This window comes from Clostridium sp. TJA032 (genome assembly GCF_058310275.1).
In genome coordinates, this window is sequence record NZ_JBZEFB010000001.1 from 1,412,371 (window position 1) to 1,435,568 (window position 23,198).

Annotated in this window: 24 protein-coding genes; 1 reads left to right on the top strand and 23 read right to left on the bottom strand. The window is 27.8% G+C overall.

Annotated elements, in window-relative coordinates; genetic code table 11:
• Positions 1-16: 16 nt before the first annotated feature.
• The 6 genes from rlmD to AC4FRL_RS06530 form a co-directional block, all read right to left on the bottom strand.
• Positions 17-1,372 carry a 23S rRNA (uracil(1939)-C(5))-methyltransferase RlmD gene (gene rlmD / locus AC4FRL_RS06505; protein WP_491139391.1) on the bottom strand — a complete coding sequence of 452 codons (1,356 nt, stop codon included), beginning with the start codon at positions 1,370-1,372 and terminating at the stop codon, positions 17-19.
• Between the two features lie 27 nt (positions 1,373-1,399).
• Positions 1,400-1,828 carry an RDD family protein gene (locus AC4FRL_RS06510; RefSeq protein WP_491139392.1) on the bottom strand — a complete coding sequence of 143 codons (429 nt, stop codon included), beginning with the start codon at positions 1,826-1,828 and terminating at the stop codon, positions 1,400-1,402.
• A 178-nt stretch (positions 1,829-2,006) separates the two neighbouring features.
• Positions 2,007-3,911: a selenocysteine-specific translation elongation factor gene (gene selB, locus AC4FRL_RS06515; RefSeq protein WP_491139393.1), complete on the bottom strand. Its 1,905-nt coding sequence runs from the start codon at positions 3,909-3,911 to the stop codon at positions 2,007-2,009.
• Positions 3,908-5,299 (bottom strand): L-seryl-tRNA(Sec) selenium transferase, encoded by a 1,392-nt coding sequence (gene selA / locus AC4FRL_RS06520; protein ID WP_491139394.1) that lies wholly within the window; start codon positions 5,297-5,299, stop codon positions 3,908-3,910. The genes selB and selA overlap by 4 nt, the downstream gene beginning before the upstream one ends.
• Before the next feature lie 18 nt (positions 5,300-5,317).
• Positions 5,318-6,349, bottom strand: a complete 1,032-nt coding sequence (selD, locus tag AC4FRL_RS06525; RefSeq protein WP_491139395.1) for a selenide, water dikinase SelD — start codon at positions 6,347-6,349, stop codon at positions 5,318-5,320.
• A gap of 46 nt (positions 6,350-6,395) precedes the next feature.
• On the bottom strand, positions 6,396-7,082 hold the full coding sequence (locus AC4FRL_RS06530; RefSeq protein WP_491139396.1) for a helix-hairpin-helix domain-containing protein: 687 nt from the start codon (positions 7,080-7,082) through the stop codon (positions 6,396-6,398).
• Positions 7,083-7,270: 188 nt separating this feature from the next.
• Here AC4FRL_RS06530 and AC4FRL_RS06535 point away from each other — a divergent pair, with 188 nt between their 5' ends.
• Complete coding sequence (locus AC4FRL_RS06535) at positions 7,271-8,590, top strand: serine hydrolase (RefSeq protein WP_491139397.1); 1,320 nt, start codon at positions 7,271-7,273, stop codon at positions 8,588-8,590.
• A 27-nt stretch (positions 8,591-8,617) separates the two neighbouring features.
• Here AC4FRL_RS06535 and AC4FRL_RS06540 read toward each other — a convergent pair whose 3' ends face one another.
• The 17 genes from AC4FRL_RS06540 to minD form a co-directional block, all read right to left on the bottom strand.
• Complete coding sequence (locus AC4FRL_RS06540) at positions 8,618-9,520, bottom strand: RluA family pseudouridine synthase (RefSeq protein WP_491139399.1); 903 nt, start codon at positions 9,518-9,520, stop codon at positions 8,618-8,620.
• Complete coding sequence (locus tag AC4FRL_RS06545) at positions 9,517-10,815, bottom strand: LCP family protein (protein WP_491139400.1); 1,299 nt, start codon at positions 10,813-10,815, stop codon at positions 9,517-9,519. Before AC4FRL_RS06545 ends, AC4FRL_RS06540 begins: the two co-directional genes overlap by 4 nt.
• A gap of 22 nt (positions 10,816-10,837) precedes the next feature.
• Positions 10,838-11,404, bottom strand: a complete 567-nt coding sequence (yqeK, locus tag AC4FRL_RS06550) for a bis(5'-nucleosyl)-tetraphosphatase (symmetrical) YqeK (protein WP_491139401.1) — start codon at positions 11,402-11,404, stop codon at positions 10,838-10,840.
• Between the two features lie 4 nt (positions 11,405-11,408).
• Positions 11,409-12,014, bottom strand: a complete 606-nt coding sequence (nadD, locus tag AC4FRL_RS06555) for a nicotinate-nucleotide adenylyltransferase (RefSeq protein ID WP_491139402.1) — start codon at positions 12,012-12,014, stop codon at positions 11,409-11,411.
• A 1-nt stretch (position 12,015) separates the two neighbouring features.
• Positions 12,016-12,318 (bottom strand): ribosome assembly RNA-binding protein YhbY, encoded by a 303-nt coding sequence (gene yhbY, locus AC4FRL_RS06560; RefSeq protein WP_491139403.1) that lies wholly within the window; start codon positions 12,316-12,318, stop codon positions 12,016-12,018.
• A 17-nt stretch (positions 12,319-12,335) separates the two neighbouring features.
• Positions 12,336-13,622, bottom strand: coding sequence for a GTPase ObgE (gene obgE / locus AC4FRL_RS06565; RefSeq protein WP_491139404.1), 1,287 nt, complete (start codon positions 13,620-13,622; stop codon positions 12,336-12,338).
• 165 nt (positions 13,623-13,787) lie between these two features.
• Positions 13,788-14,090, bottom strand: a complete 303-nt coding sequence (rpmA, locus tag AC4FRL_RS06570; RefSeq protein ID WP_491139405.1) for a 50S ribosomal protein L27 — start codon at positions 14,088-14,090, stop codon at positions 13,788-13,790.
• A 3-nt stretch (positions 14,091-14,093) separates the two neighbouring features.
• Positions 14,094-14,465, bottom strand: coding sequence for a ribosomal-processing cysteine protease Prp (locus tag AC4FRL_RS06575; RefSeq protein WP_491139406.1), 372 nt, complete (start codon positions 14,463-14,465; stop codon positions 14,094-14,096).
• 8 nt (positions 14,466-14,473) lie between these two features.
• Positions 14,474-14,785, bottom strand: a complete 312-nt coding sequence (gene rplU / locus AC4FRL_RS06580; RefSeq protein ID WP_003452389.1) for a 50S ribosomal protein L21 — start codon at positions 14,783-14,785, stop codon at positions 14,474-14,476.
• A gap of 125 nt (positions 14,786-14,910) precedes the next feature.
• Positions 14,911-16,353 (bottom strand): Rne/Rng family ribonuclease, encoded by a 1,443-nt coding sequence (locus tag AC4FRL_RS06585; protein WP_491139407.1) that lies wholly within the window; start codon positions 16,351-16,353, stop codon positions 14,911-14,913.
• A gap of 16 nt (positions 16,354-16,369) precedes the next feature.
• Positions 16,370-17,071: a TIGR03936 family radical SAM-associated protein gene (locus AC4FRL_RS06590; RefSeq protein ID WP_491139408.1), complete on the bottom strand. Its 702-nt coding sequence runs from the start codon at positions 17,069-17,071 to the stop codon at positions 16,370-16,372.
• Positions 17,055-18,908 carry a TIGR03960 family B12-binding radical SAM protein gene (locus AC4FRL_RS06595; RefSeq protein ID WP_491139409.1) on the bottom strand — a complete coding sequence of 618 codons (1,854 nt, stop codon included), beginning with the start codon at positions 18,906-18,908 and terminating at the stop codon, positions 17,055-17,057. Before AC4FRL_RS06595 ends, AC4FRL_RS06590 begins: the two co-directional genes overlap by 17 nt.
• Before the next feature lie 133 nt (positions 18,909-19,041).
• Positions 19,042-19,896, bottom strand: a complete 855-nt coding sequence (locus AC4FRL_RS06600; RefSeq protein WP_491139410.1) for a site-2 protease family protein — start codon at positions 19,894-19,896, stop codon at positions 19,042-19,044.
• Between the two features lie 18 nt (positions 19,897-19,914).
• Positions 19,915-20,697, bottom strand: coding sequence for a peptidoglycan DD-metalloendopeptidase family protein (locus AC4FRL_RS06605; protein ID WP_491139411.1), 783 nt, complete (start codon positions 20,695-20,697; stop codon positions 19,915-19,917).
• 140 nt (positions 20,698-20,837) lie between these two features.
• Positions 20,838-21,962 carry a rod shape-determining protein RodA gene (gene rodA, locus AC4FRL_RS06610; RefSeq protein ID WP_491139412.1) on the bottom strand — a complete coding sequence of 375 codons (1,125 nt, stop codon included), beginning with the start codon at positions 21,960-21,962 and terminating at the stop codon, positions 20,838-20,840.
• A gap of 145 nt (positions 21,963-22,107) precedes the next feature.
• The gene (gene minE / locus AC4FRL_RS06615; RefSeq protein ID WP_491139413.1) at positions 22,108-22,380 is read right to left on the bottom strand and encodes a cell division topological specificity factor MinE; all 273 of its coding nucleotides are present in this window, start codon (positions 22,378-22,380) and stop codon (positions 22,108-22,110) included.
• A 10-nt stretch (positions 22,381-22,390) separates the two neighbouring features.
• Positions 22,391-23,188, bottom strand: a complete 798-nt coding sequence (gene minD, locus AC4FRL_RS06620; protein WP_491139414.1) for a septum site-determining protein MinD — start codon at positions 23,186-23,188, stop codon at positions 22,391-22,393.
• Positions 23,189-23,198: the final 10 nt, after the last annotated feature.

Below are 23,198 nucleotides of genomic sequence, written 5' to 3' on the forward strand. Positions count from 1 at the left end.
CTATCACTTTTAAACTTTATATTTTATTTAATTTAACTACTGTTTCAACATGAGGAGTATTTGGGAACATATCCATAAGAACAGTTTTTTCAACTTTATATCCTTTAGCTTCTAACACCTTTAAATCAACTACTAATGTTTTTGGATTGCAAGAAACATATATTATTTGTGGTGCATCAAACTTTATAAGATAATCTAAAGCCTTTGGATGAACTCCACTTCTTGGCGGGTCTAAAATTATTATGTCTGGTTTATCCTTAATAGTTTTTATGACCTCTCCTACATCTCCTGCTATAAAATTACAATTGCTTAAATTATTTAATTTAGCATTTTCATTAGCTGCCATAGCGGCTTCCTCTATTAATTCAATTCCAATAACTTTAGAAGCTTTACTAGCTGCTATTTGTCCTATTGTTCCTGTTCCACAATAAAGGTCAAATACTACCTTATTATCAGCATTTCCCATAAAATCTCTTACTATGCTATATAATTTCTCAGCACCTAAAGAGTTTGTTTGGAAAAATGAAAATGGAGATATTTTAAAATTTAATCCTAAAAGATTTTCTGTTATAAAATCATCACCATATAGAATATTTACCTTCTCTGGTATAACAGCTTCAGATAAGGCATCACTTTCTGTATGTATTATTGATTTTAAATTTCCTTTTAGATTTAGTCCTTTTATGATATTAGTAAACTCTGTTAAATCAAAATCAATTTGAGTTGTAGTAACTAAGTTAACAAGTACTTCCTTTGTTTTAACACTTTTTCTTACTACTAAATATCTTAAATATCCTGTTCTAGGCATTATTTTATAAAAAGGTAATTCTTTTTCTCTGAAATATTTAACTGTTGTATCTAAGATATTTCTAAAATCTTCATCAACTAATACACATTTATCAACATTAACTATTCCAAAGGATTTTCCCTTCATATGCATCCCCAAGGTAAGTTCTCCACCTTTTTCTTCATCTCCAAAGGTATATTCCATTTTGTTTCTATATTCCCATCTTTCAGGGCTACTTTCTATTCCTAAAAATTCACCAGTTGAAACTTCAGCCTCTTTAAATAAGTCTTTAACCTGTTGAACCTTAAGTTCTAACTGTTTATCATAAGGAATTGTTTGAGATGAACATCCACCACATATTCCAAAATGTGGACACTTTTGTTCTTCTTCATAACTTGCTTTTTCTCTCACTTCAGAAACTCTAATTTCTGCATATTCTTTTCTCTTTTTAGTTACCCTACCAAAAACTTTTTGTCCTGGATAGGTATTTTTAGCATAAACTTTTAATCCATCTACAAAGCCGAATCCTTTAGCAGGGAACTCTATTCCCTCTACTAATAATTCTATTTCATTACCTTTTCTCATTAGTTGTCTCCCTTACTAATAAATTATTTATTTTCTTAAAATTCTTTCACCTAATGTTACTTTAAATTTTTTGCCTTCCATTATAGCTCTATAAAGAATGTTCATAATAACAAAAATTATAAAATAAAAAGGAACTCTTCCTTCTGCTGAAATTTTATAACCAAAAGGTCTCATTACTAAGTCCACTATAAAAAGTGCTACTAAAGATAGTAATAATATTACTGCCTGGTCTATAATTCCTGCTAATATTCTCTTAAAAAAAGAAGGTCCATTATTTTCTTTTTTGTCCTCTTTTGGTTTATCTATAATATTTTCGTCAACAGGCATTGTATTAGTATCTAAAGCTATCTCCTCTAATAAAGCCGCTTCCTTTTCATAGGAATCCATGTTTTCTTTGTCCTTTTTATTATCTTTTAGAGCATTTTCTTCCTGCTCTTTGACCTTGTTATCGTCCATAATATCCTCCTAAAAGCCTTAAAATATTATTTTCTGAAATACATTAATTAAATATACTATATTTATTCTATTATGTAAATCAAATCTATTTAATTATAATGTATTATTATGGCAAAAATATTACATTTTAATTATTAATATAGGAAATAATATCCTTTTTAATAATTATAATTAAAAATTACTTTAAAACTCTCTTATCTTCTATTCTTTTTGTTATACCTATCTTGTCTAAATACTCTAAGATACTTACTAAATATTTTCTTGAAAATCCTAAAATCTCCTTTGCATCCCCTAAGGTTATAAAGCCTTCTTTTTTTATAAAATCAACTATTCTCTCTTTAAACTCATAAAAAAACTCATTGTAAATTATAATATCTTCTTCAAGCTTTATGAGAACTTCTTCTTCAATTAATAAATTTAAAATTTTAAAATATTCTTTTTCTAAAGATTTATTTTCTATAATTTCTTTAAACTTAGGAAAAGGATTTTTCTTATTGCTATAAGCTTCTAATAATTTCTTCTTAATTAAACTTTGATTTTTTGTTAGCTCTATATTAAAGTCTTTTAATGAGATAAAATTTTTATTTTCCTTTATAATGTCTCTATCTTCCATTATAAATAGAAATCCATAAAAATTCTTTTGATTAATTTTATTAAAAAAAGCCTTACTCCTAAGTTCTTCCTTGCTAATACCTAGTTTTAGTGAGTTATCCTTATGAAAAATCTTTAAAACCTCATAAATTTCCTTTGATTTTTTAACAAAAAACTTGTTATGAATATAACTTTTATGATTTTCTATTTCTATTTTAATTATTCTTTTTTCTTTACATAAATCTTCTAAAACTTCTTCTAATAAAACTTCATCCTTTTCTAACTCCTTAGATATATCCTTTAAACTTGGAAAACTTTCACTTAAAGATAAAACTATATTTTCAGTTATATCCTCTATATCTCCACATTCCATAAGTCTTAATTCATCTAAGTAACCTTCTTTAAACCTTTTAGTTTTAGTAGCTAGGGGGTTTATTATTTTTCCTCCTCCTAAATTCTTCATAGGAGAAAAATTTCTTATAACTATATTATCTCCCTTTTTAGAACATATTTCACTTTCTAATCTTAATTGTATGTAAGCCTCTTCTCCAGGTTTAATTTCTTCCTTATCTAAAATTATAATTCTTGCAAAAACCTCTAAAGTGCCATGATAAACTCTAACTCTCTGTCTGTTCACTAAATTTTTTTCATTAGAATTTAAATATTTAAACTTACAATCTACTATATAAGAAGGTTTTATTATAACATTACTTAAAACATCTCCTCTTTTTACTTCCTCTTTACTAACTCCTGTCAAGTTTAAAGCACATCTTTGTCCTGCTTTTCCTAAATCAACATCTTTATCGTGAATTTGAATATTTCTAACCTTAACTTCTGTTCCTTTTGGATTTATTTTAATTAAATCTCCAACTTTAACTCTTCCATTTAATATTGAACCTGTAACAACAGTTCCAAAACCATTAACTGAAAAACTTCTGTCTACTGACAATCTAAAATTACCTTCTGTGTCCTTTTCCTCAACCTCTTCTATAGAAAGGTCAATCTCTTTTATCAAGTCTAAAATACCTTCTTTTGTTTTAGAAGAAACTTCTATTAATTTAGAATCTTTAAAGGATGTATCCTTTAAGTAATCCTTAATTTCTTCCTTAACCATATTAGCCCATTCTTCATCAACTAAATCTCTTTTTGTTAAAACAATTAAAGACTTCTTAACCCCTAAAAGTTCTAAAATTTCTAAATGCTCTTTAGTCTGTGGCATTATTCCCTCATCTAAGGCTATAATTAGAAGAACTACATCTAAAGATGTAGCTCCTGCTAACATATTTTTTATAAATTTTTCATGCCCTGGAACATCTACTATACTAGCTCTTTTTCCAGAAGGCAAATCAAAAAAGGTAAAGCCTAAATCAATAGATATTCCTCTCTTTTTTTCTTCATATAATCTATCAGTATCTCTTCCTGTTAAGGCTTTTATAAGAGTTGTTTTTCCATGGTCTATATGCCCTGCTGTTCCTATAATTACATTCTTCATTTATTTTCACCTATCTCTTTTAAAGCATTAAATATTACCTCATAATCTTTTTCTAATATAGTTCTAAGGTCTATACAAACTGCTTCCTTATGAATTCTAGTTATTATAGGGATTTTATATCCTCTTAATCTTTTTTCTAAATTAGAATCACTTAAATTTTTAGAATTTATTTTAATTAAATAAGTATTTAAAAGGCTCTCTGGCATTGAACCTCCCCCAACTTTTGATTTACCCTTTTCTATTGATAAATCATAAAACTTATCTAAATCAATTAGCATACTATATAGCTTCTTTGATTTCATATATATTTCCTCTAAAGGTAACGTCATCATGCTAAGGGTAGGTATTTTATTAATTGCCTCTTTTTCATTTAAGTAATGTTTTAAAGTAGCTTCTAAGGCTGCTAAAGTAAATTTATCTACTCTTAAAGCTCTTGTTAATTGATTTTTCTTTATTTTGTCTATGAATTTCTTTTTTCCTAGTATAATTCCAGCTTGTGCAGAACCTAACATTTTATCTCCTGAAAAAGTTATTACATCAACTCCTGCTTTTAAACTTTCTATTACAGTAGGTTCTTTCTCTAGACCATATTTACTCAAATCAATTAAAACCCCACTACCTATATCCTCTATAAGTGGTATATTTTTTTCTTTTGATAACTTACTTAATTCCTTGTTATCAACACTTTTAGTAAAGCCTATCATTTTAAAATTTGAGTTATGAACTTTTAAAAATGCTCCTGTATCCTCTGTTATAGCTTCTTCATAATCATACAAATGAGTTCTATTAGTTGTACCAACTTCTACAAGCTTAGCTCTTGAAAATTTCATAACTTCAGGCACTCTAAAAGAACCTCCTATTTCAACAAGCTCTCCTCTAGATACAATAACCTCTTTATCTTCACATAAAGAATTTAAAACTAACATAATAGCAGCAGCATTATTATTTACAACTAAAGCAGCTTCAGCTCCTGTAATTTCTTTTAAAATATCTTCTATAAGAGAATATCTAGAACCTCTTTTACCATTTTTTATGTCATATTCTAAATTACTATAACTAGATGCAACTAAAACCATAGCTTCAATAGATTCTTCACTTAGTAAAGACCTACCTAAGTTAGTATGGATTATAATTCCTGTTCCATTTATCACTCTTTTTAAAGCACTTTCTTCACCTTTTAATAATCTTTGGTAACATTTTTCTATAAGCTCCTTCTTGCTTAAAGCAAAAAAAACTTCTTCATTTAAAATAGCTTTCCTATTTTCTTCAATAATTTCTCTTAAGATTTTTAAAACTCTATCTCTTCCTTTTTCTTCTAAAAAATCTTCTTTAAAACTATTTAAAACATCATCAACTTTAGGTAATGCTCTAAGAAGTTCTTTTTTCATGTTATCCTCCTAAAACTCTTATTCTACTATTATATATGCATCCTTAAAATCTTCAACACGCCCTATAACAGCACTTTCAACTTCTAATTTTTCTAATCTATTTAGTATTTCTATGTAGTCTTTTTCTTTACAACTAATTAATAATCCTCCAGAAGTTTGAGGATCAAATAATATATCTTCCATAAAAGACTCTACATCTTTTAAGATGTATTTTCCATTTAAATATGCTTTATTTTCATAGCAACCAGCTGGTATAAGCCCCATAGTTGCATACTCTTTAGCCTCCTCAATAATAGGAATAGCCTCTTTAAAAATTCTAAAGGTTTTTTTAGAAGGCTCTGCCATTTCATATGCATGACCTATTAGTGAGAACCCTGTTATATCAGTACAGGAGGTTATATTATAATCTAATATTATCTCTCCAGCATATTTATTTAAATAAGACATAACAGAAACTGCCTTTTCATAAGCTTTTTTAGAGGCCATCTCTGCTTTAATCGCTGTATTTATAATTCCTAAGCCTAATGGCTTAGTTAATATTAAAATATCTCCAGTTTCAGCACCATAATTTTTTAAAATTTTATCTGGATGTACTATACCAGTAACTGATAGCCCATATTTAGGTTCATCATCTTGAACAGTATGACCTCCAACAATTACTGCTCCTGCCTCTAAAACCTTATCTGCTCCACCCTTTAATATTTCACCTAATATATTCATATCTAAACAATTAGGAAAACAAACTATATTTAAAGCAACTATAGGTTTTCCTCCCATTGCATAGACATCACTTAGGGAGTTTGCCGCTGCTATTTGTCCAAAAGTATATGGGTCATCTACTATTGGTGTGAAAAAATCTAATGTTTGAATTGTTGCCATTTCATCATTTAATTTATAAACAGCAGCATCATCTGATGTATCTATTCCAACTATTAAGTTTTCATCATACATCTTTGGTAATTTACTTAAAATATCTGAAAGAGCCCCCGGCCCTATTTTGGCTGCTCAGCCAGAAGTCTTTGATAGTTCTGTTAATCTTCTATCTACCATAAACGCCACCTCTTCTCTAAATAATAATAATATTCATTATATCATATTACTTTATAGAAATTTTATCTTTTATTTTATCTAAAGTTTTTTCGCCTATTCCACTTATTTCTTTAATTTCATCAATGCTTTTAAAGCTTCCATTTTCATCTCTATAATCGATTATGGCTTGAGCTTTACTCTCTCCTATTCCATTTAAATTCATAAGCTCATCTTTAGAAGCTTTATTTATATTTATTACTTCATCTCCTTTATTTCCTTCCTTTAAAAAATTTGTATTATTATTTTTTAAATTGGAATTTAAATTATCCTCTTCTTCTAAATCATTTATATTTTTAATAACTATACACTCTCCATCATTTAAGTATAAAGCCCTATTTATATTACTTAAATCTGCTTTTTCATTAGGTCCACCAGCTTTTTCTATAAGGTCATAAATTCTACTACCTTTATCCATTTCATAAACGTTAGGCTTTTTTACTTCTCCCTTTATTTCAACTATTATCTTTTCATCTTCTAAAGCTTCTTCATTTATTTCTAAATTTTCATTATTCCTATTATTCTCCAAATTTTCTTCTAAGATTTCCTCATTATTATTTTCATTATCTAAAAATAAAACTTCTCTATCTTCCTCACTTAATTTTTCATTAAAGGTTTTTGAATATCCTATAAACAAAAATACAATTGATACAATTGCAATAAATAAACTTCCTATAATTTTTTCTTTTCTTTTCATAATGCCTCCCTTATTCAATTTAACTTTTTTTAAAAATTTAAACTTCTTCATTAAAATTAATCATATTTATTTAACATTATTGACAATTTTTCAATTTTTACCTACCAAATTAATACAAATTTATAGAAAATATACTTAATTATTGTTATAATAATTATTGCAATTAAAATTAAAATTTTGGAGGCTCTATGAATATAAAGTTTAATACCTTAAAAATAAATCTTAAATTTATACTATCTCTAGCTTTTATATTTACTTTAATTTTAAGTACTACTGTATTTTCAGAAAGTAACGTACCTGAAATTAAAGGAGAAGGAATGGTTCTTTTAGATGGAACTACTGGTGAGGTTTTAGCTGAAAAAAATGCTAATAAAAAACTAGCTCCTGCCTCTACTACAAAAACAATGACAGCACTTTTAACAGTTGAAAATACAGATTTGCAAGATATTGTTATAGTTGGAAAAAATCCTCCTTTAGTTGAAGGAACAAGAGTTGGACTTCAAGAAGGAGATCAGTATAAAGTAGAAGAGCTTTTAAACGCTATGTTAATACAATCTGCAAATGATGCTGCTCTTGCCTTAGCAGAACACATTTCTGGTTCTGAGGAAGAATTTGCAAAACTTATGAATAAAAGAGCCGTTGAATTAGGTGCTAAAAATACTAATTTTGTTAACGCTAGTGGTCTTTTTGAAGATAATCACCTAACCACTCCATACGATTTAGCTTTAATAATGAATGAAGCTTCAAAAAATTCTATAATCTCTGAAATAACAAAGAAAGTTTCTTATGAAATGCCAAAAAGCAAAGTAAGTGGAGAAGCTTTATGGGCTAACAACAATAATCAATTAATTCACTCTACAAGTCCTCATTATAAAAAAGAAATATTTTGCAATAAAACTGGATATACAACAAAATCAAGACATACTTTTACTTGTGCTGCAGAAAAAAATAATAGAAAATTAATTCTCACTTTGTTAGGCTATGACACTAAAGAGCAGTACTATGAAGATACAAAAAAACTTTTAGATTATGGTTTTGATAATTTTTCATTAATTAAGTTATATTCTAAAGATGATGTAGTTAAGGAATATTACATAGATGATAAAAATACCTTATCCCTAGTTGTGCCTGAAGACATATATAAGACCTTTAAAAATTCTGAAATTGAGAATTTATCTAAGGAAGATATAATAAAAAATTTTAATATAGATTTTTCTGTTACTTCAAATAAGCCAATTTCTAGAGGTACTGATATTTTAAAAAATACAGATTCCTTTACTGGTACACTTGTAATTGGAAATAACAACTATAAAACTTTAAATCTTGTAAACAGTAAAGATATAACCTATTCAAATTTCGAAAAGCTTATGTTTAAAGTAAACTCTTTTAAAAAAATATATATGTTTTTAGGAATTTTAGGCTTAGTTATTTTAATATTATTTGTAATTAGAATTGTATCAACTATAAAAAGACTTAAAAGAAGAAAAAATAGTAATTTATATTCTTAAAATAAAATAAACAGTTTTAAGAAAATCTTAAAACTGTTTATTTTTTATCCTATTTATTAATTTTTTCATATCCTCAGGAAGTTCTGCTCTTAAACTTAAAAATTTCTTTGTTTTTGGACTATAAAAATCTAATCCATAAGCATGTAATGCCTGTCTTGATATAAATTCTTCATCTTCAGTACCATATAATGAATCACCAAAGATAGGATGTCCTAAGCTACTTAAATGCACTCTTATTTGATGTGTTCTTCCTGTTTCTAATAAACATTCAACTAAATCAGCACCTTCATAGCTCTCTATTACTTTATAATGAGTTATGCTTTCCTGCCCTCTCTCATCTATAATTCTCTTTATGGTATCTTCTTGTGGCCTATAAATTGGCTTGTTTATAGTTCCTTCTTTTTCTTCTAAATTTCCATGAACTATAGCTAAGTATCTTTTTTGAAATTTATCAGTTTTCATTTCATTAGATAGCACCATATGAGCATACTGATTTTTTCCTATTATTATAAGTCCTGAAGTATTCATATCTAATCTACTAACTAATCTTACTATACAATCTTGATTGCTTTCTTTAAAATAATATAATATACCATTAGCCAATGTTCCATTAGGATGACTTCTTGTAGGATGAACAACCATAAAAGGCTTTTTATTTAAAACTAATATATCACTATCTTCATAAACTATTTCTATATCTATTTTTTCAGGCTCAATATTTTGACTTTCCTTTTTTGAAAGTTCAATTTTAACCTCTTCACCCTCTTTAACTACATAATTCATCTTTACATGAACATTATCCACCTTAATTCTTTTATCTATAGCTGCACTTCTTATTAATCTTGAGGATAAACCTAATTCTTCTTTTAAAAATTCTCTTATTTTCCTCTTATCATACTCTTTAGTTATTTTACTTTCTAAAATACTCATTGCATCTCTCCGAAATTTTTAAAATCTTTTCCTAATAATATTACTATATCATAATTTCCATTACTATCGTACTTAGAAGAAATTCCATTTTTTATCTTATCTATTTTCAAATCACTTTCCATAAAGGCTCTAGAACTTTCATCTCTTATTAAAATTTCTGATTTCTCCATAGAATCTCCATTTCCAATATCAACTTTTTCATATCCGTTTTCATTTAATTGTTTTTGAACATTTTTAGCTAAGCCATTTATTTTAGTGCAATTTAAAACCTTTATTTTAAGTTCTCCTCTTGCAGCACTAGGAATAACATTTTTTCTTCCACTTAAATTACTACTATTTAAATGACTTTTTAGTTCATTAGTAGCCTTTTCGTTAGGAATGTAATAAGAAACATTTCCTATATATTTACCTTCACCTGGCAAAGTTATCATATTTATATTACTTTTATCAACTTCTATTCCCTTAAGACCATAAGCTACAATAACATCTAAAGGAATATTAGTATCTATGTTTTTATTTAAAACATCAACTATATTATCTATTTTAGTAATGGTTGAGAAGGATAAAGCCTTATCTATTAAAGCATTTAAAAACTTTTGTTGATTTTTTATTCTATCAACATCGCCATTTACAAGTCCAGTTCCATCATTATTTTTTCTCCACCTAAAAAATTCCTCTGCTTTTTTTCCATCTAAACGAACAGTTTCCCCTTTATTAAAATGTATATGAAGGTCTTGTGCTGGGTCATCATAGTTCATATCTTGGTCTATATACATATCAACACCACCAATAGCATCTACTAAGCCTCTAAATCCTTCATAATCAACTTTAACAACATAGTCAATCTTAACGCCTAGCATATTTCCTACTAGTTTTTTTACAAGAGCCTCTCCCCCAATAGGATAAGCTGCATTTATTTTTTGAGACTTACCTCCTATTTTAACTCTTGTATCTCTAGGTATTGAAATTAATTTAACTTCTTTTTTTACAGGGTCAAAATTAGCTAATATAATAGTATCTGTTCTTTTTGCTTCTTTATTGTTTAAGTTTTGTGTATCCCCAATATCCATGCCTAATAAAAGAACGTTAATAGGCTGCTCAACCTTTATAACATCTTGTTTAACATCTTTAACTATACTAAAAACTTCTCCTAGAAAACTTCCATACTTAATGTAAAAATACCCAAAAACACTTATAAAAAAAATAAAAATAAAAATTATACTACATAAAATTATTTTCTTTATTAAGCCTTTTCTTGCTCTTATATCACCGTAATTATTATCACTTTTTCCCATATAACTCTCTCCAAATATTCAATCATTTTTTAAGTATTAAATAATTTCTAGCCTCTATAGTTAGAGGATGTATTAAATTGCCTTGTTTCATTACAAAAGAAATAGTATTTTCTAATCCCATTAAAAGACCTTTATCTAAATTATTTCTTGTTGTTTTTCTAAGTTCTTCAACACCTTTAAAATCTCTACTTGGCTCTATATAATCTGATATATAAATTATTTTTTCTAGTGTACTCATATTTTTTCTACCTAAAGTATGATACTTAATCGCATTTAAAACATCTTGATTTTCAATCTCAAATTTTTCCTTTGCTATAATAGAACCTACAAATCCATGTAAAACTTGAGGTGAATTTAAAGTTATTTCATCTAACTCATATCCATGCTCTTTTAAAATACTTATTTGCTTTTCTATGGGAATATATTTTGCTACATCATGAACTAAAGCTGCTAACTCTGCATTAAAAACATTCTCTTTATTTAGTTTAGCAAGTTCCTTAGCAGTTTCAACAACACCTAAAGTGTGAATATATCTACTTCCTTTAATTTCTTCTTTAACATAATCATTTATTTTATCTAATGACCACATACTCTTATCTCCTATATAAGTTATATTTATTTATTATTTCATCTACACCTGGTGGCAAAAAGAATTTTACCTCTAAAGAATTTATAACTCTTTCCCTTATTATAGTTGAACTTATTTCTATGTGTAATAAATCTAAATATACTATATTAGTAAAATATTCTCTATCAAAGGCTTCTTTCCTTTTTAATAAATTAATTTTATCAAATCCAGGTCTATTAAAAACAACTAAATTACTTAATCTAAAAATCTCTTTTATATTTTTCCATGAATTTAAGTTTATAAGACAATCTGCTCCTGTTATGAAATAGAGCTCTACCTCTTTAAAACTTTCATGTAAATATCTTAAAGTTTCATAAGTAAAGCTCAATCCTTTTTTCTCTATTTCATAATTATTTATGGAAAAAAAGCTATATGGCTCTATAGCTTTTTTAACCATTTCATATCTAATTGCTTCATCAGTTACATCTTTCCACTTCTTATGAGGTGGATTGCCAGCTGGCATAAATATAACCTCATCTAAATTTAATACTTTATAGGCTTCATAAGCTATATAAATATGGCCTATGTGTATTGGGTCAAAAGTTCCACCAAATACTCCTATTTTCCTCATATTACTTACCTTTTTTAGGTAATTCTATCTTAGGATTATTTTTTGATGCTCTATATAAAACTATTTTATTTCCTATAGATTGAACTCCTTCGCATCCTAGTCTTTCACAGATAAAATTTGAAGCTTCTCTTGTCTCTAATCCACTATTTTCAAGAACATTTATCTTTAAAATCTCTCTTGCTTCTAAAGCATCATCAATTTGCTTTAAAAAGTTATCTTCTATTCCATTTTTACCAATTTGAAATATAGGAGTTAATTTAGCACCTAACCCTCTTAAATATGCTCTTTGCTTTGTTGTTATCATTCTCTATCCTCCATTAATTATAGTAAGTATTCAAACTCAAAATCGTTTAGTCTTACCATATCTCCATCTTCTATTCCCATTTCTCTTAATTCATTGAATATTCCTTTATTATTAAGAACTTTGTGGAAATATCTTAATGAATCTGGATCATTTACATTAACAGCTAGTAATAATCTGTCTACAAATGAACCTTCTATTACATAAACCTTTAATCCATCTTCTTCTATTGGATTAATAGTATATGTAAATTTCTTATCCTCTGGAATAAATCTTTCATCCTCTGGTATTTCTAAGTCAGTAACAGGAATATCCTTAAGCATTTTAGCTGCCTCTTTTATTACTTCTTCTACTCCTTGTGAAGTAGCTGCTGACATTTTAAATACCTTATCAAAGCCCATTTTATTTACTTCTGTTTTAAAGTTTTCGAAAACTTCTTCATCAAATAACATATCACATTTATTTGCTACTACTATTTGAGGTCTATCCCAAAGTTTAACACTATAGTTTTTTAATTCCTCATTTATTCTTTTAAAGTCTTCTACTGCATCTCTTCCTTCAATTCCTGAAATATCAACAACATGAATTAAAAGTCTTGTTCTTTCTATATGTCTTAAGAAATCTAATCCAAGTCCAACGCCCTCTGAAGCACCTTCTATAATACCTGGTATATCAGCCATAACAAAAGGTTCTATTCCTTTTACAGCAACAACACCTAAATTAGGTTTTAAAGTTGTGAAATGATAATTAGCTATCTTTGGTTTAGCCTTAGTTACTACTGAAAGGAAAGTGGATTTTCCAACATTAGGGAAGCCTAAAAGACCTACATCTGCTAATAATTTTAATTCTAGAGTAACCCATCTTTCTTCTCCTGGCATTCCTGGTTCAGCAAAAGTTGGTGCCTGTCTTGTTGGAGTACAGAACTTACAATTTCCTTTACCACCTTTTCCCCCTCTACATATTGTATATGTATCATCTTTATGAGAAAGGTCTGCCATTACCTTGTTAGTTTCACTATCTCTTATTATAGTTCCCATAGGAACCTTTATTATTAAATTTTCTCCATCTTTTCCATAGCATTTAGAACCTTGCCCATCTTGCCCTCTTCCAGCTACGAATTTTCTCTTATATTTAAAATCTAAAAGAGTTGTCATTCCTGGGTCTACTACAAAGGTAACATCTCCACCTTTTCCGCCGTCTCCACCATCTGGTCCTCCAAGAGGAACGTATTTTTCTCTTCTAAAGGAAACAGAACCATGACCTCCATCTCCAGATTTAACAAATATCTTGGCCGTATCTATAAACATGTTTTCTCACCTTACTTTCTCTATAAAATGTTCCTTTTTAGTATATTATAACCTTACTTTATTATAAAAACACAACTTTTTAATGTTATGTTATTAATTTAACATTTTTTCTTATTAATTAAAAAGCACCCTTTAATTAGGGTGCTTTTATAAAACTAAATATTATTATTCAGCTATAAGTTTTTCTACGTTTACTGGGTAAACAGAAGCTTTTTTCTTGTCTCTTCCAAGTCTTTCGTATCTAACAACACCATCGATCTTAGCGAATAAAGTATCGTCTCCACCTTTACCTACGTTAGCACCTGGATGAATCTTTGTTCCTCTTTGTCTTACTAAGATGTTTCCAGCAAGAACGAATTGTCCATCTGCACATTTAACACCAAGTCTTTTAGCTTCAGAATCTCTACCGTTCTTTGAGCTACCAACCCCTTTTTTATGTGCAAATAATTGAAGGTTCATTTTTAACATAGTCTACACCTCCTCTTTTATTATCTCTATATATTTACAACGCGTTTTCTTTCCTAAACTGCTATCCAGTCCTAGGACTAGACTCGCTAAGCTCATTTCAAAAGTTTTTAATAAAACTTGAGCCTCAACTATCTCCTCTTGAGTAAACCCATTTAGATCTAGTTTTAAATATCCATCACTCATTTCATAGTTTACATTAAGTTTTAAAACTTCATCTAAACCAATGATTGCACTTTGAGATAATACTGATACGGAATTACATATCATATCGTACGCCTCTCCAGCTAGAATAGCATCTCTGCATTCCATTGCGTGTCCTTTAATAGTGAAGGAAATTATGTTATCTTTTTTTGATTGAATTTTAACTCTAATCATATCAGAAATTAAGCTTCGATCTTTTCGATAACGATCTTAGTGTAAGGTTGTCTGTGACCATTTTTTCTTCTGTAGTCTTTCTTTCTCTTGTATTTGAATACAACAACTTTCTTAGCTTTTCCTTGAGCTAATACTTTTGCTACAACCTTAGCACCCTCAACTACTGGTGCACCAACTTTGATTTCTCCGTCTTTAGCGACTGCAAGAACTTCTGTTAATTCAACTGTTGAGTCAACTTCAGCGTTAAGTTTTTCAACGAATAAAACGTCTCCTTCTTGAACTCTGTATTGTTTTCCTCCTGTAGTTAATACTGCGTACATTAAAACACCTCCTCATAACGGTCTCGCCACTTAAGGTAAACTAATTAAAGTTATTTTCAAAACCTATTCGTGAGCGGTTTACAAAAGCCATTCTATCATAGCAAACACCTTTTGTAAAGTTAATTTTAATATTTTTCGATATTCTTAATCAAATACTCTTCAACAATTTCTATTTGCTTTTTAAATATTAATGGTTCAACTTTATAAAATTCTTTAAAGTCTTCAAAATTCAAATAAATATTTAAATCTAAAGCTCCAATTTCTTTTAAAAACTCAAAAATATTTCCTTTAATATATTTTTCATATATAGAATTTATAGTTATATGAAAATCTTTTATATTTCCATCTATATTTTTCTTTAAAATTTCATTTTTTAAAAGAAGATTTATATATGATAATTTAAGTCTTTTACCATGACCTTTGCATACATCACAGTTTTCCTCTATATATTCATATATACTTTTTCCTTTTCTATATCTAGTTATTTGAACTAAACCAAGTTCAGTAAAAGGAAAAACTTTTGCTCTTTGATTATCACTTTCAAATTCTGATTTTAAAATATCTAATATTTTTTTCTTATTTTCCTTTAAATACATATCTATAAAATCAACTAATATTATTCCACCTAAATTTCTAATCTTTATTTGTCTAGCAATTTCAATTGCAGCATTTTTGTTAGTTTCATAGGCTGTTTTTTCTTTGTTTTTATGATTTGTATTTTTTCCAGAGTTAACATCTATAACATACATAGCTTCTGTTTTTTCTATGACTATATCTCCACCACAGTTTAAATTAACTCTATTATTTCTAAGGCTTAAAATTTCTTTTTCAATACCATAATAATCAAAAAGACTTCTAGGTTCCTCATAAAGAGTTACTTTTAAATATTCTGAATTAGAAATACTATCTTTTATTCTTTTATAATCCTCTAAGGAGTCAACAATTATTGAAGAAGTAAATTCATCAATATCCTCTCTGATTATTTTATTTATAAGGTCTCCCTTTCCTAATAATCTTTTTGGATTTAAGGAAAATTTCCCTTCTCTAATAACATCTCTATAGGTTTTATATAGTTCTTCTATTTCTTCTTGAATCTCAGAGATACTAGCACTTTGTGCCTTTGTTCTAATAGTAATTCCTACTTCTTTTGGTTTTATTAATGAATTTTCAAGGTCCTCTTTAAATTCTAAGTCCTCTATTTTTTTTGAGAATGAAATATCTTTTCTTGAAGTTTCTAAAACACAGTATCTTCCTGCTAAAGATATTTTAGGTGTAACCTTTGCACCTTTATTTCCTAGTTGTTCCTTTAAAACTTCAACAGTTATTCCATCTCCTTGCTTTAAATCATAATCTTCTTCTCCAAGTATCATATAAGCCTGTTTACCATATCCAATATCAATAAAAGCACTTTTTATTCCCTTTACAACTCTCTTTACTATACCTTTATATATTTCTCCTTGAACAGGTTCCAAGCTTTCTTCTTCTATATAACACTCACTTAAAAGATTATTTTTCTTTATAGCAACCCTTAATAAATTTTCTCTTCTTTCTACATATATTTCTCTCATGAATTCACTTCCTAATTTAGATGTAATTACATAAAGGAACTAAAGTATCTCCTTTGTATGCATACATCTCAACTCTTTTTATTTCTACGAAAGCTTCCTCATTAACATTTGATGTATTTTCTTTTATAACCTTTGCTAAAAGTTCTGCTGAAAGATTCTCTCTACTTCCACAGCTAATAGTTGTATCAACTACTAAACAATTTCCCTCAGTAAAGCACTTAAAGTCCTTTATGAAAGGTTTTATATCTGCTTCTTTTTCACCTTTTTTAGTTCTTTTAATTGTTACTATCTCTTTTTTATTCATTAAAGCTTTAACTTCTTCTTCAGCCTTAGAAACATCATTATATTTTATTTTTATTATATATCTTGCAGCATCTAAAAGAGCCATAGCTGCTGGTAATCTCTTAACATTATGTATAACTGGACTTTTTGAAACTTCTAAAAATCTAATACCATTTGCTGAGAATTCATTTAATTTTTCTTTAACTAACTCTTCATCCATATCCTCAGTTAAATTTAAGTCTAAATAATCCCCTTCAGAATACACTCCAACAGATAAAGGTTGTGCTATTGCTAAAGCCATATGAGGATTAAATCCTTTTGAATATTCAACTGGAAGTTCAGCTCTTCTTACTATTCTTTGTATTGTTCTCATTAAATCTAAATGTGAAACAAATTTTATCTCTGAATCTTTAGTAAATTTAATTAAGTATCGCACCTTCAAAACACTCCCCATCTTTAAAGTTTACATTTACTCCACAACCTGTACATCCTTTTCTACAGTTTTGAGTAAGTTCTCCTGTTTTAGCCTTTTCATTTTCTCTTTCAAGATATTTTCTTGTTACTCCAATATCTATAAAGTCCCATGGTAATACTTCATCATAACTTCTTTCTCTGTAAACATAGAAATCTCCATCTACATTACATTCTTTTAAAGCTTCTTGCCATATTTCAAAGTTAAAGTATTCTGACCATCCATCAAACTTTGCACCTTTTTCATAAGCTTTTATAAGAACATCACAAAGTTTTCTATCACCTCTAGCTAAAACACCTTCCATATATGATGTCTTTTGTTCATGGTAATTATAAACTATACTTCTTGATTTTATAGCACCTTTTACTGCATTAATCTTTTCAGTTACAACATCCATTTTTTCCATTGGAGCCCATTGGAATGGAGTAAATGGCTTTGGTACAAGAATAGATGTACTTACAGTTATTCTAAGACCTTTATTTCTTATATGCTTTGGTACAGCAAAGTATTGGTCTGCTATTTTTTCAGCTAATAATCCTATTTCAGCTGTATCATCAATTGTTTCATAAGGAACACCAATTATAAAGTATAATTTTATAGTACTCCATCCTGATTCAAAGGCATTTTTAGCTGCTTCTAATATTCTTTCTTCTGTTAAACCTTTATTTATAACATCTCTCATTCTTTGAGAACCAGCCTCTGGTGCAAAAGTTAATCCAGTTTTTCTAACCTTTTGTATTTCTTTTAATAAATCTACTGAAAAAGCATCTACTCTTATTGAAGGTAAGGCAACACTTACATTTTTATGTCCATGTTCTTCTACAAGGTCTTTTACTAATCCTTGAATATCTGAATAATCACAAGTACTTAAAGAAACTAGTGAAACTTCATCATATCCTGTAGCTTTAAGCATTTTTCTAGCTTGATTTAATAAAGTCTTTCTGCTTTTTTCCCTAACTGGCCTATATATCATTCCTGCTTGACAGAATCTACATCCATTAGTACATCCTCTAAATAATTCTAAAACAACTCTGTCATGAACTATTTCACTATAAGGTACTATTAAGCTATCTGGAAAATCAACTTGGTCAAAGTTATTTATAATTCTCTTTTTAACCTTTTTAGGAACATCATCATATTTAGGAGTAAATTCTTTTATTGTACCATCTTCATTATATGTAACGTCATATAGTGATGGAACATAAACACTTGGAATATGACTTGCTTCTCTTAAATAAGCTTCCTTATTAAAGTTGTCCTTATGCTTTTTATAAAGGTCTAAAAGGTCATTTAAACCTTCTTCCCCTTCTCCTAATTGGAATATATCAACTATGTCATATAAAGGTTCTGGATTATAGGCACAAGGTCCCCCTGCAATTACTATTGGGTCCTTTTCTGTTCTTTCTGAAGCTCTTAATGGAACCCCTCCCATGTTTAACATATTTAATATGTTTGTATAACTCATCTCGTATTGAAGAGTAAATGCTAAAAAGTTAAATTCATTTATAGGGTCCTTAGTTTCTAAGGCATATAAAGGAAGATTATTTTCTCTCATAAGTTTTTCCATATCAGGCCATGGTGCATAAACTCTCTCACAATATGTATCTTCTCTTTGATTTAAAACATGGTATAAAATTCTTGAACCTAAATGAGACATTCCAACTTCATAAACATCTGGAAAACAAAATCCAAATCTTATATCAACTTCCTTTGGATTTTTTATAACTTCATTAAGTTCACCACCTATATATCTAGATGGTTTTTCAACTCTATATAAAATATCATCACTTATATTTACCATTTAGTTTCCTCCTGCAATTTAATTTTATAAAATCTAATTCTAAAATCTATAATAAAAGAGAAGTATATCGATTTATACTTCTCTCATATTAACATTTTTATTTTATCACAAAGAATAATTATAACCAATATATTTATTCTTTTCTATACTTAATGTAATATTCTTTTAAATTTATATTTCCAACTGTTTTTAAAATATTTACTATTTCATTTTCTTTTAAAATATAAAGAAGGTTCATTTCATCATCTAAAACATAAAATATATTAAATCTATTTTTATCAATAATTCTAAGAAGATTAACCATATCTTGATCACAATATACAGAAGTAATTCTACTATCTATGTATTTCTTATTAATTAATCGTTCTCTCTTTTTACTTACATCTCCCATAATTATATACATTACCTTTCTTCTCTCATTATAACTTAAATAGATTATTATTATTCCTGCTAATATACTTGTTATATTAAATCTCTTAAGAACTAAAATTCCATAAATAAACAACAAAACAAATGCTATTCCAAATGAATAGCTTATTTTAATTAATATATTATTTACATCCTTAAAAATCATATTCTTTTCCAATAAAGCACCTAATATTTTACCTCCATCTAAAGGATATGTAGGAAGCATATTAAAAATAAATAAAACTAAATTCACTTCATAAGTTGAATAAATATATTGATTTTTAAAAATAAATTTATAAATTAAAAAGGTAAGGAAAGCAATCATTCCATTTAATATAGGCCCTGCAAAACATATTATTAATTTTTCTTTAGAGCTTAAGTCCTCAAAATCTTTAATTTCTAATCTAGCTCCTAAAACATGAACTTTGAACTTTTCCGACTCTATATTTAATTTTAATAAAACAAAGTAATGAGCTAATTCATGTATTATAATCCAAAAAAAAGCTAAGGCTAAATCAAATATAAAACCTAAAACAAAAAAAATAATAAGTTCTAGTATTATTCTTTTATCAATTTTCAAAGCTTACACTCCTAAAAATTAATCTTTTTTAACTTTTACAAAATTATCTTTAAATAATACTTGAATCTCTATGCCCTTTGCTTTTTCACCTTCAGAAGAAACTCCTATTTTTTCTCCTTCCTTAACCTTATGACCTATATCTTTTGAAACACTTTCTAAATTATTATATAAAATATATAAATCATCATAATATTTAACCTTTAAAGAATATATATTATTTATTTTATTTACATCTATAATTTCTCCATCTAAAGGACTTTTAACCTCTCCTCTTTCCCCTTCTATAAAAAATGTATCTTTTAAACCTTCTTTCTCTTTAATAACTCCCTTAAAAATCTCTACACTACTTTCCTTTAAAAAATCTATAGATTCTTTTTCAACCACTTCGAAATCATTAAAAGCAGAAATTTCTTCCTCATTGCTTTCTATATTTTTTTCTTCTAAAGTTTCTAAGGCAAAGCTTTCATCTATATTTTTACTAAAAGTAGCTAGTATATTACTTTTATTTATATTTAAATTTTTATAATATCCATTTTCCTCTATTATTTCATTTAGCTTAGTATTTAAACTTAATAAGAATTTATTTTCTCCCTCACCTATAAAAAAAAGCCCTAAAAAAATCATTACACTAATGGTTGATGAAAAAACAATCTCCTTAATTAAAATTTTACCTAAACTATTTTTATTCCGTTTTTTATAAAAGTTCTTTTCATTAAAATCAACTTCATATTTAGGAGAAGTTTTTCTTTTTTTGTTTATTTTTTTATAATACTTCTCATAAGCTCCATTATAGTTTCCCATAAAGCTTCTCCTTTCTATAAATATTTAATTACAATCTATATATATTTTTTTCTATCTACTTATAGAACTTTTATTAAAATTGGAATTATATTAATTAAAAAAATAAAACCTTAAGTATTAAAAATACTTAAGGTTTTATTTTAAAATTTTAATTTCTTTCTTCTCATAGAAATATTTAAAACTAAGGCTATACTAGCTACCGTTGTAAGAAGGGAACTACCTCCGTAACTTACTAAAGGTAAAGTTATACCTGTTATAGGCATTATACCTATAGTCATTCCAATATTTTGTAATATAGCAAATATAAAATAGGAGGCAAATCCTACACATATAATCGACCCAAATATGTCCTTCGAGGTCTTTGCCGTTATTATTATCCTATATATCATTATTCCATATAATAATAAAAGTATTATACCTCCTAAAGTACCCCAATGTTCTCCTATTACAGCGAAGATAAAGTCTGTTTGTTTTTCAGGTACAAATTCAGAAGAATACCCACCAACTTCTCCATTTAAATCCAATCCTGTACCAAAGAAACCTCCAGAACCAATACCTATTTTAGATTGAGTAAGCTGTAAATTTATTCCTAGCTCATCTCCATCAGGATTTAAAAATCCAACTAATCTATCTTTTTGATAATCCTTTATAAGCCCTGAATTCCAAACTAAAGCTATGGCAACCACAATAGATAAAAGTCCTGCACCTATTACTTTAAAATCTAATCCTGCCGCAAAAAATATACCAAGAGCTATAAAAAATGAAACCATAGTCATTCCCATATCAGGTTGTACAACAATAAATATCATAGGTATTATTGCATACATTGCAACCTTAATAAAATTCCTAAAGTCATTTATTTTAAGGTCAATCTGACTCATCTTTTTGGCGAGCATAAGTATCATGGCCGTCTTTGCAAGCTCAGAGGGCTGAATACTTACAGGTCCTAGAACAATCCATCCTCTAGCACCATTTATTACACTCCCTGCAAATCTAGTTATTAAAAGAAGCGCTATAGACCCCCAATAAAATATCTCTACGTAATTGTATATTATGTTATAATCCCAAAGTAATATTATGTACAATGCCACCATTGATATTATAAACCACATTAACTGTTTCTTAGCAAAGAAAAATCCCACCTGAGATTTTGTTCCTAAATATATGTTCAATATTCCAAACAGTATTATTAATATCATAGATACTAAAAGCTTATAATCAATTTCTCTTCTTAGTTTACTATCTAGTTTTAGTCTACTAAGCATTATAGTACCTCCATAAATTTTATTTCTTTAAACAACTATCTATATAATACTTTATTTTTTCCTATTTTCAATTACAAAATTCTGAACTTTTTAAAATACCAATAAAAAGCTATCTCAAAAAAATTTGAAATAGCTTATTTTTTCTTTATCTAGCTTTTCCTTTTATATTTTTTATCGGTATATTAGCTACTAAAGATGGTGCTTCTCCCTCTATTGCATTTGATTTTGTAACTGTTATATCTACATCTTCGTTTTCAATTTCAACATATTTAGAAAGCACATCTAATATTTCAAGTCTTATTTTATCTAAAACTTCATCTGATAGTTCTCCTCTATCATGAATTAAAATAACCTTTAATCTATCTTTAGCAACTTGCTTTGGTGTAGGTTTACTAGAAAAAACATTTAAAAAACTCACTTTTTCTCACCTACCCTCTTTTAAATAATTTTAATATAGAACTAAATATTCCTTGATGTTCTGTGTTTAAGTCCATTAAAGGAACATCTTCTCCTGCTATTCTTCTTCCTATATTTCTAAAAGCTTGTCCTGCACTTGCTTTTTCATCTAAGACTATAGGCTCACCCTTATTAGTAGAAACAGTTATACTTCTATCATCAGGTACAACTCCTAATAGTTTTACTGAAAGAGTTTCTATTATATCTGAAATATCTAACATATCTCCATTTTTAGTCATTTCATAGTTTAATCTATTTACTATAACTTCATGATTTTCTAATCCCTTAGCATCAAGCTTTCCAATAACTCTATCTGCATCTCTAACAGAAGTTATTTCTGGATTAACTACAACAATAGCTCTATCTGCTCCAACTATAGCATTTTCAAAACCTTGTTCTATACCAGCTGGGCAATCTAAAATTACATAATCAAATTCTTCTTTTAATTCATTTACTAATCTTAACATTTGCTCAGGACTTATATCATTTTTATCCTTAGTTTGAGCTGTTGGTAGTAAATATAAATTATTAAATCTCTTATCTCTTATTAAAGCTTGTTTAGTTCTACATCTATTTTCTATTACATCAATTATTGTGTAAACAATTCTATTTTCTAATCCCATTAACACATCTAAATTTCTTAGACCTGTATCTCCATCAACAACAACAACCTTTTTCCCTTGTGCTGCTAAAGCTGTTCCGATGTTAGCTGTAGTAGTTGTTTTTCCAACTCCACCTTTTCCTGATGTTATTACTATCGATACTCCCATTACTTTCCCT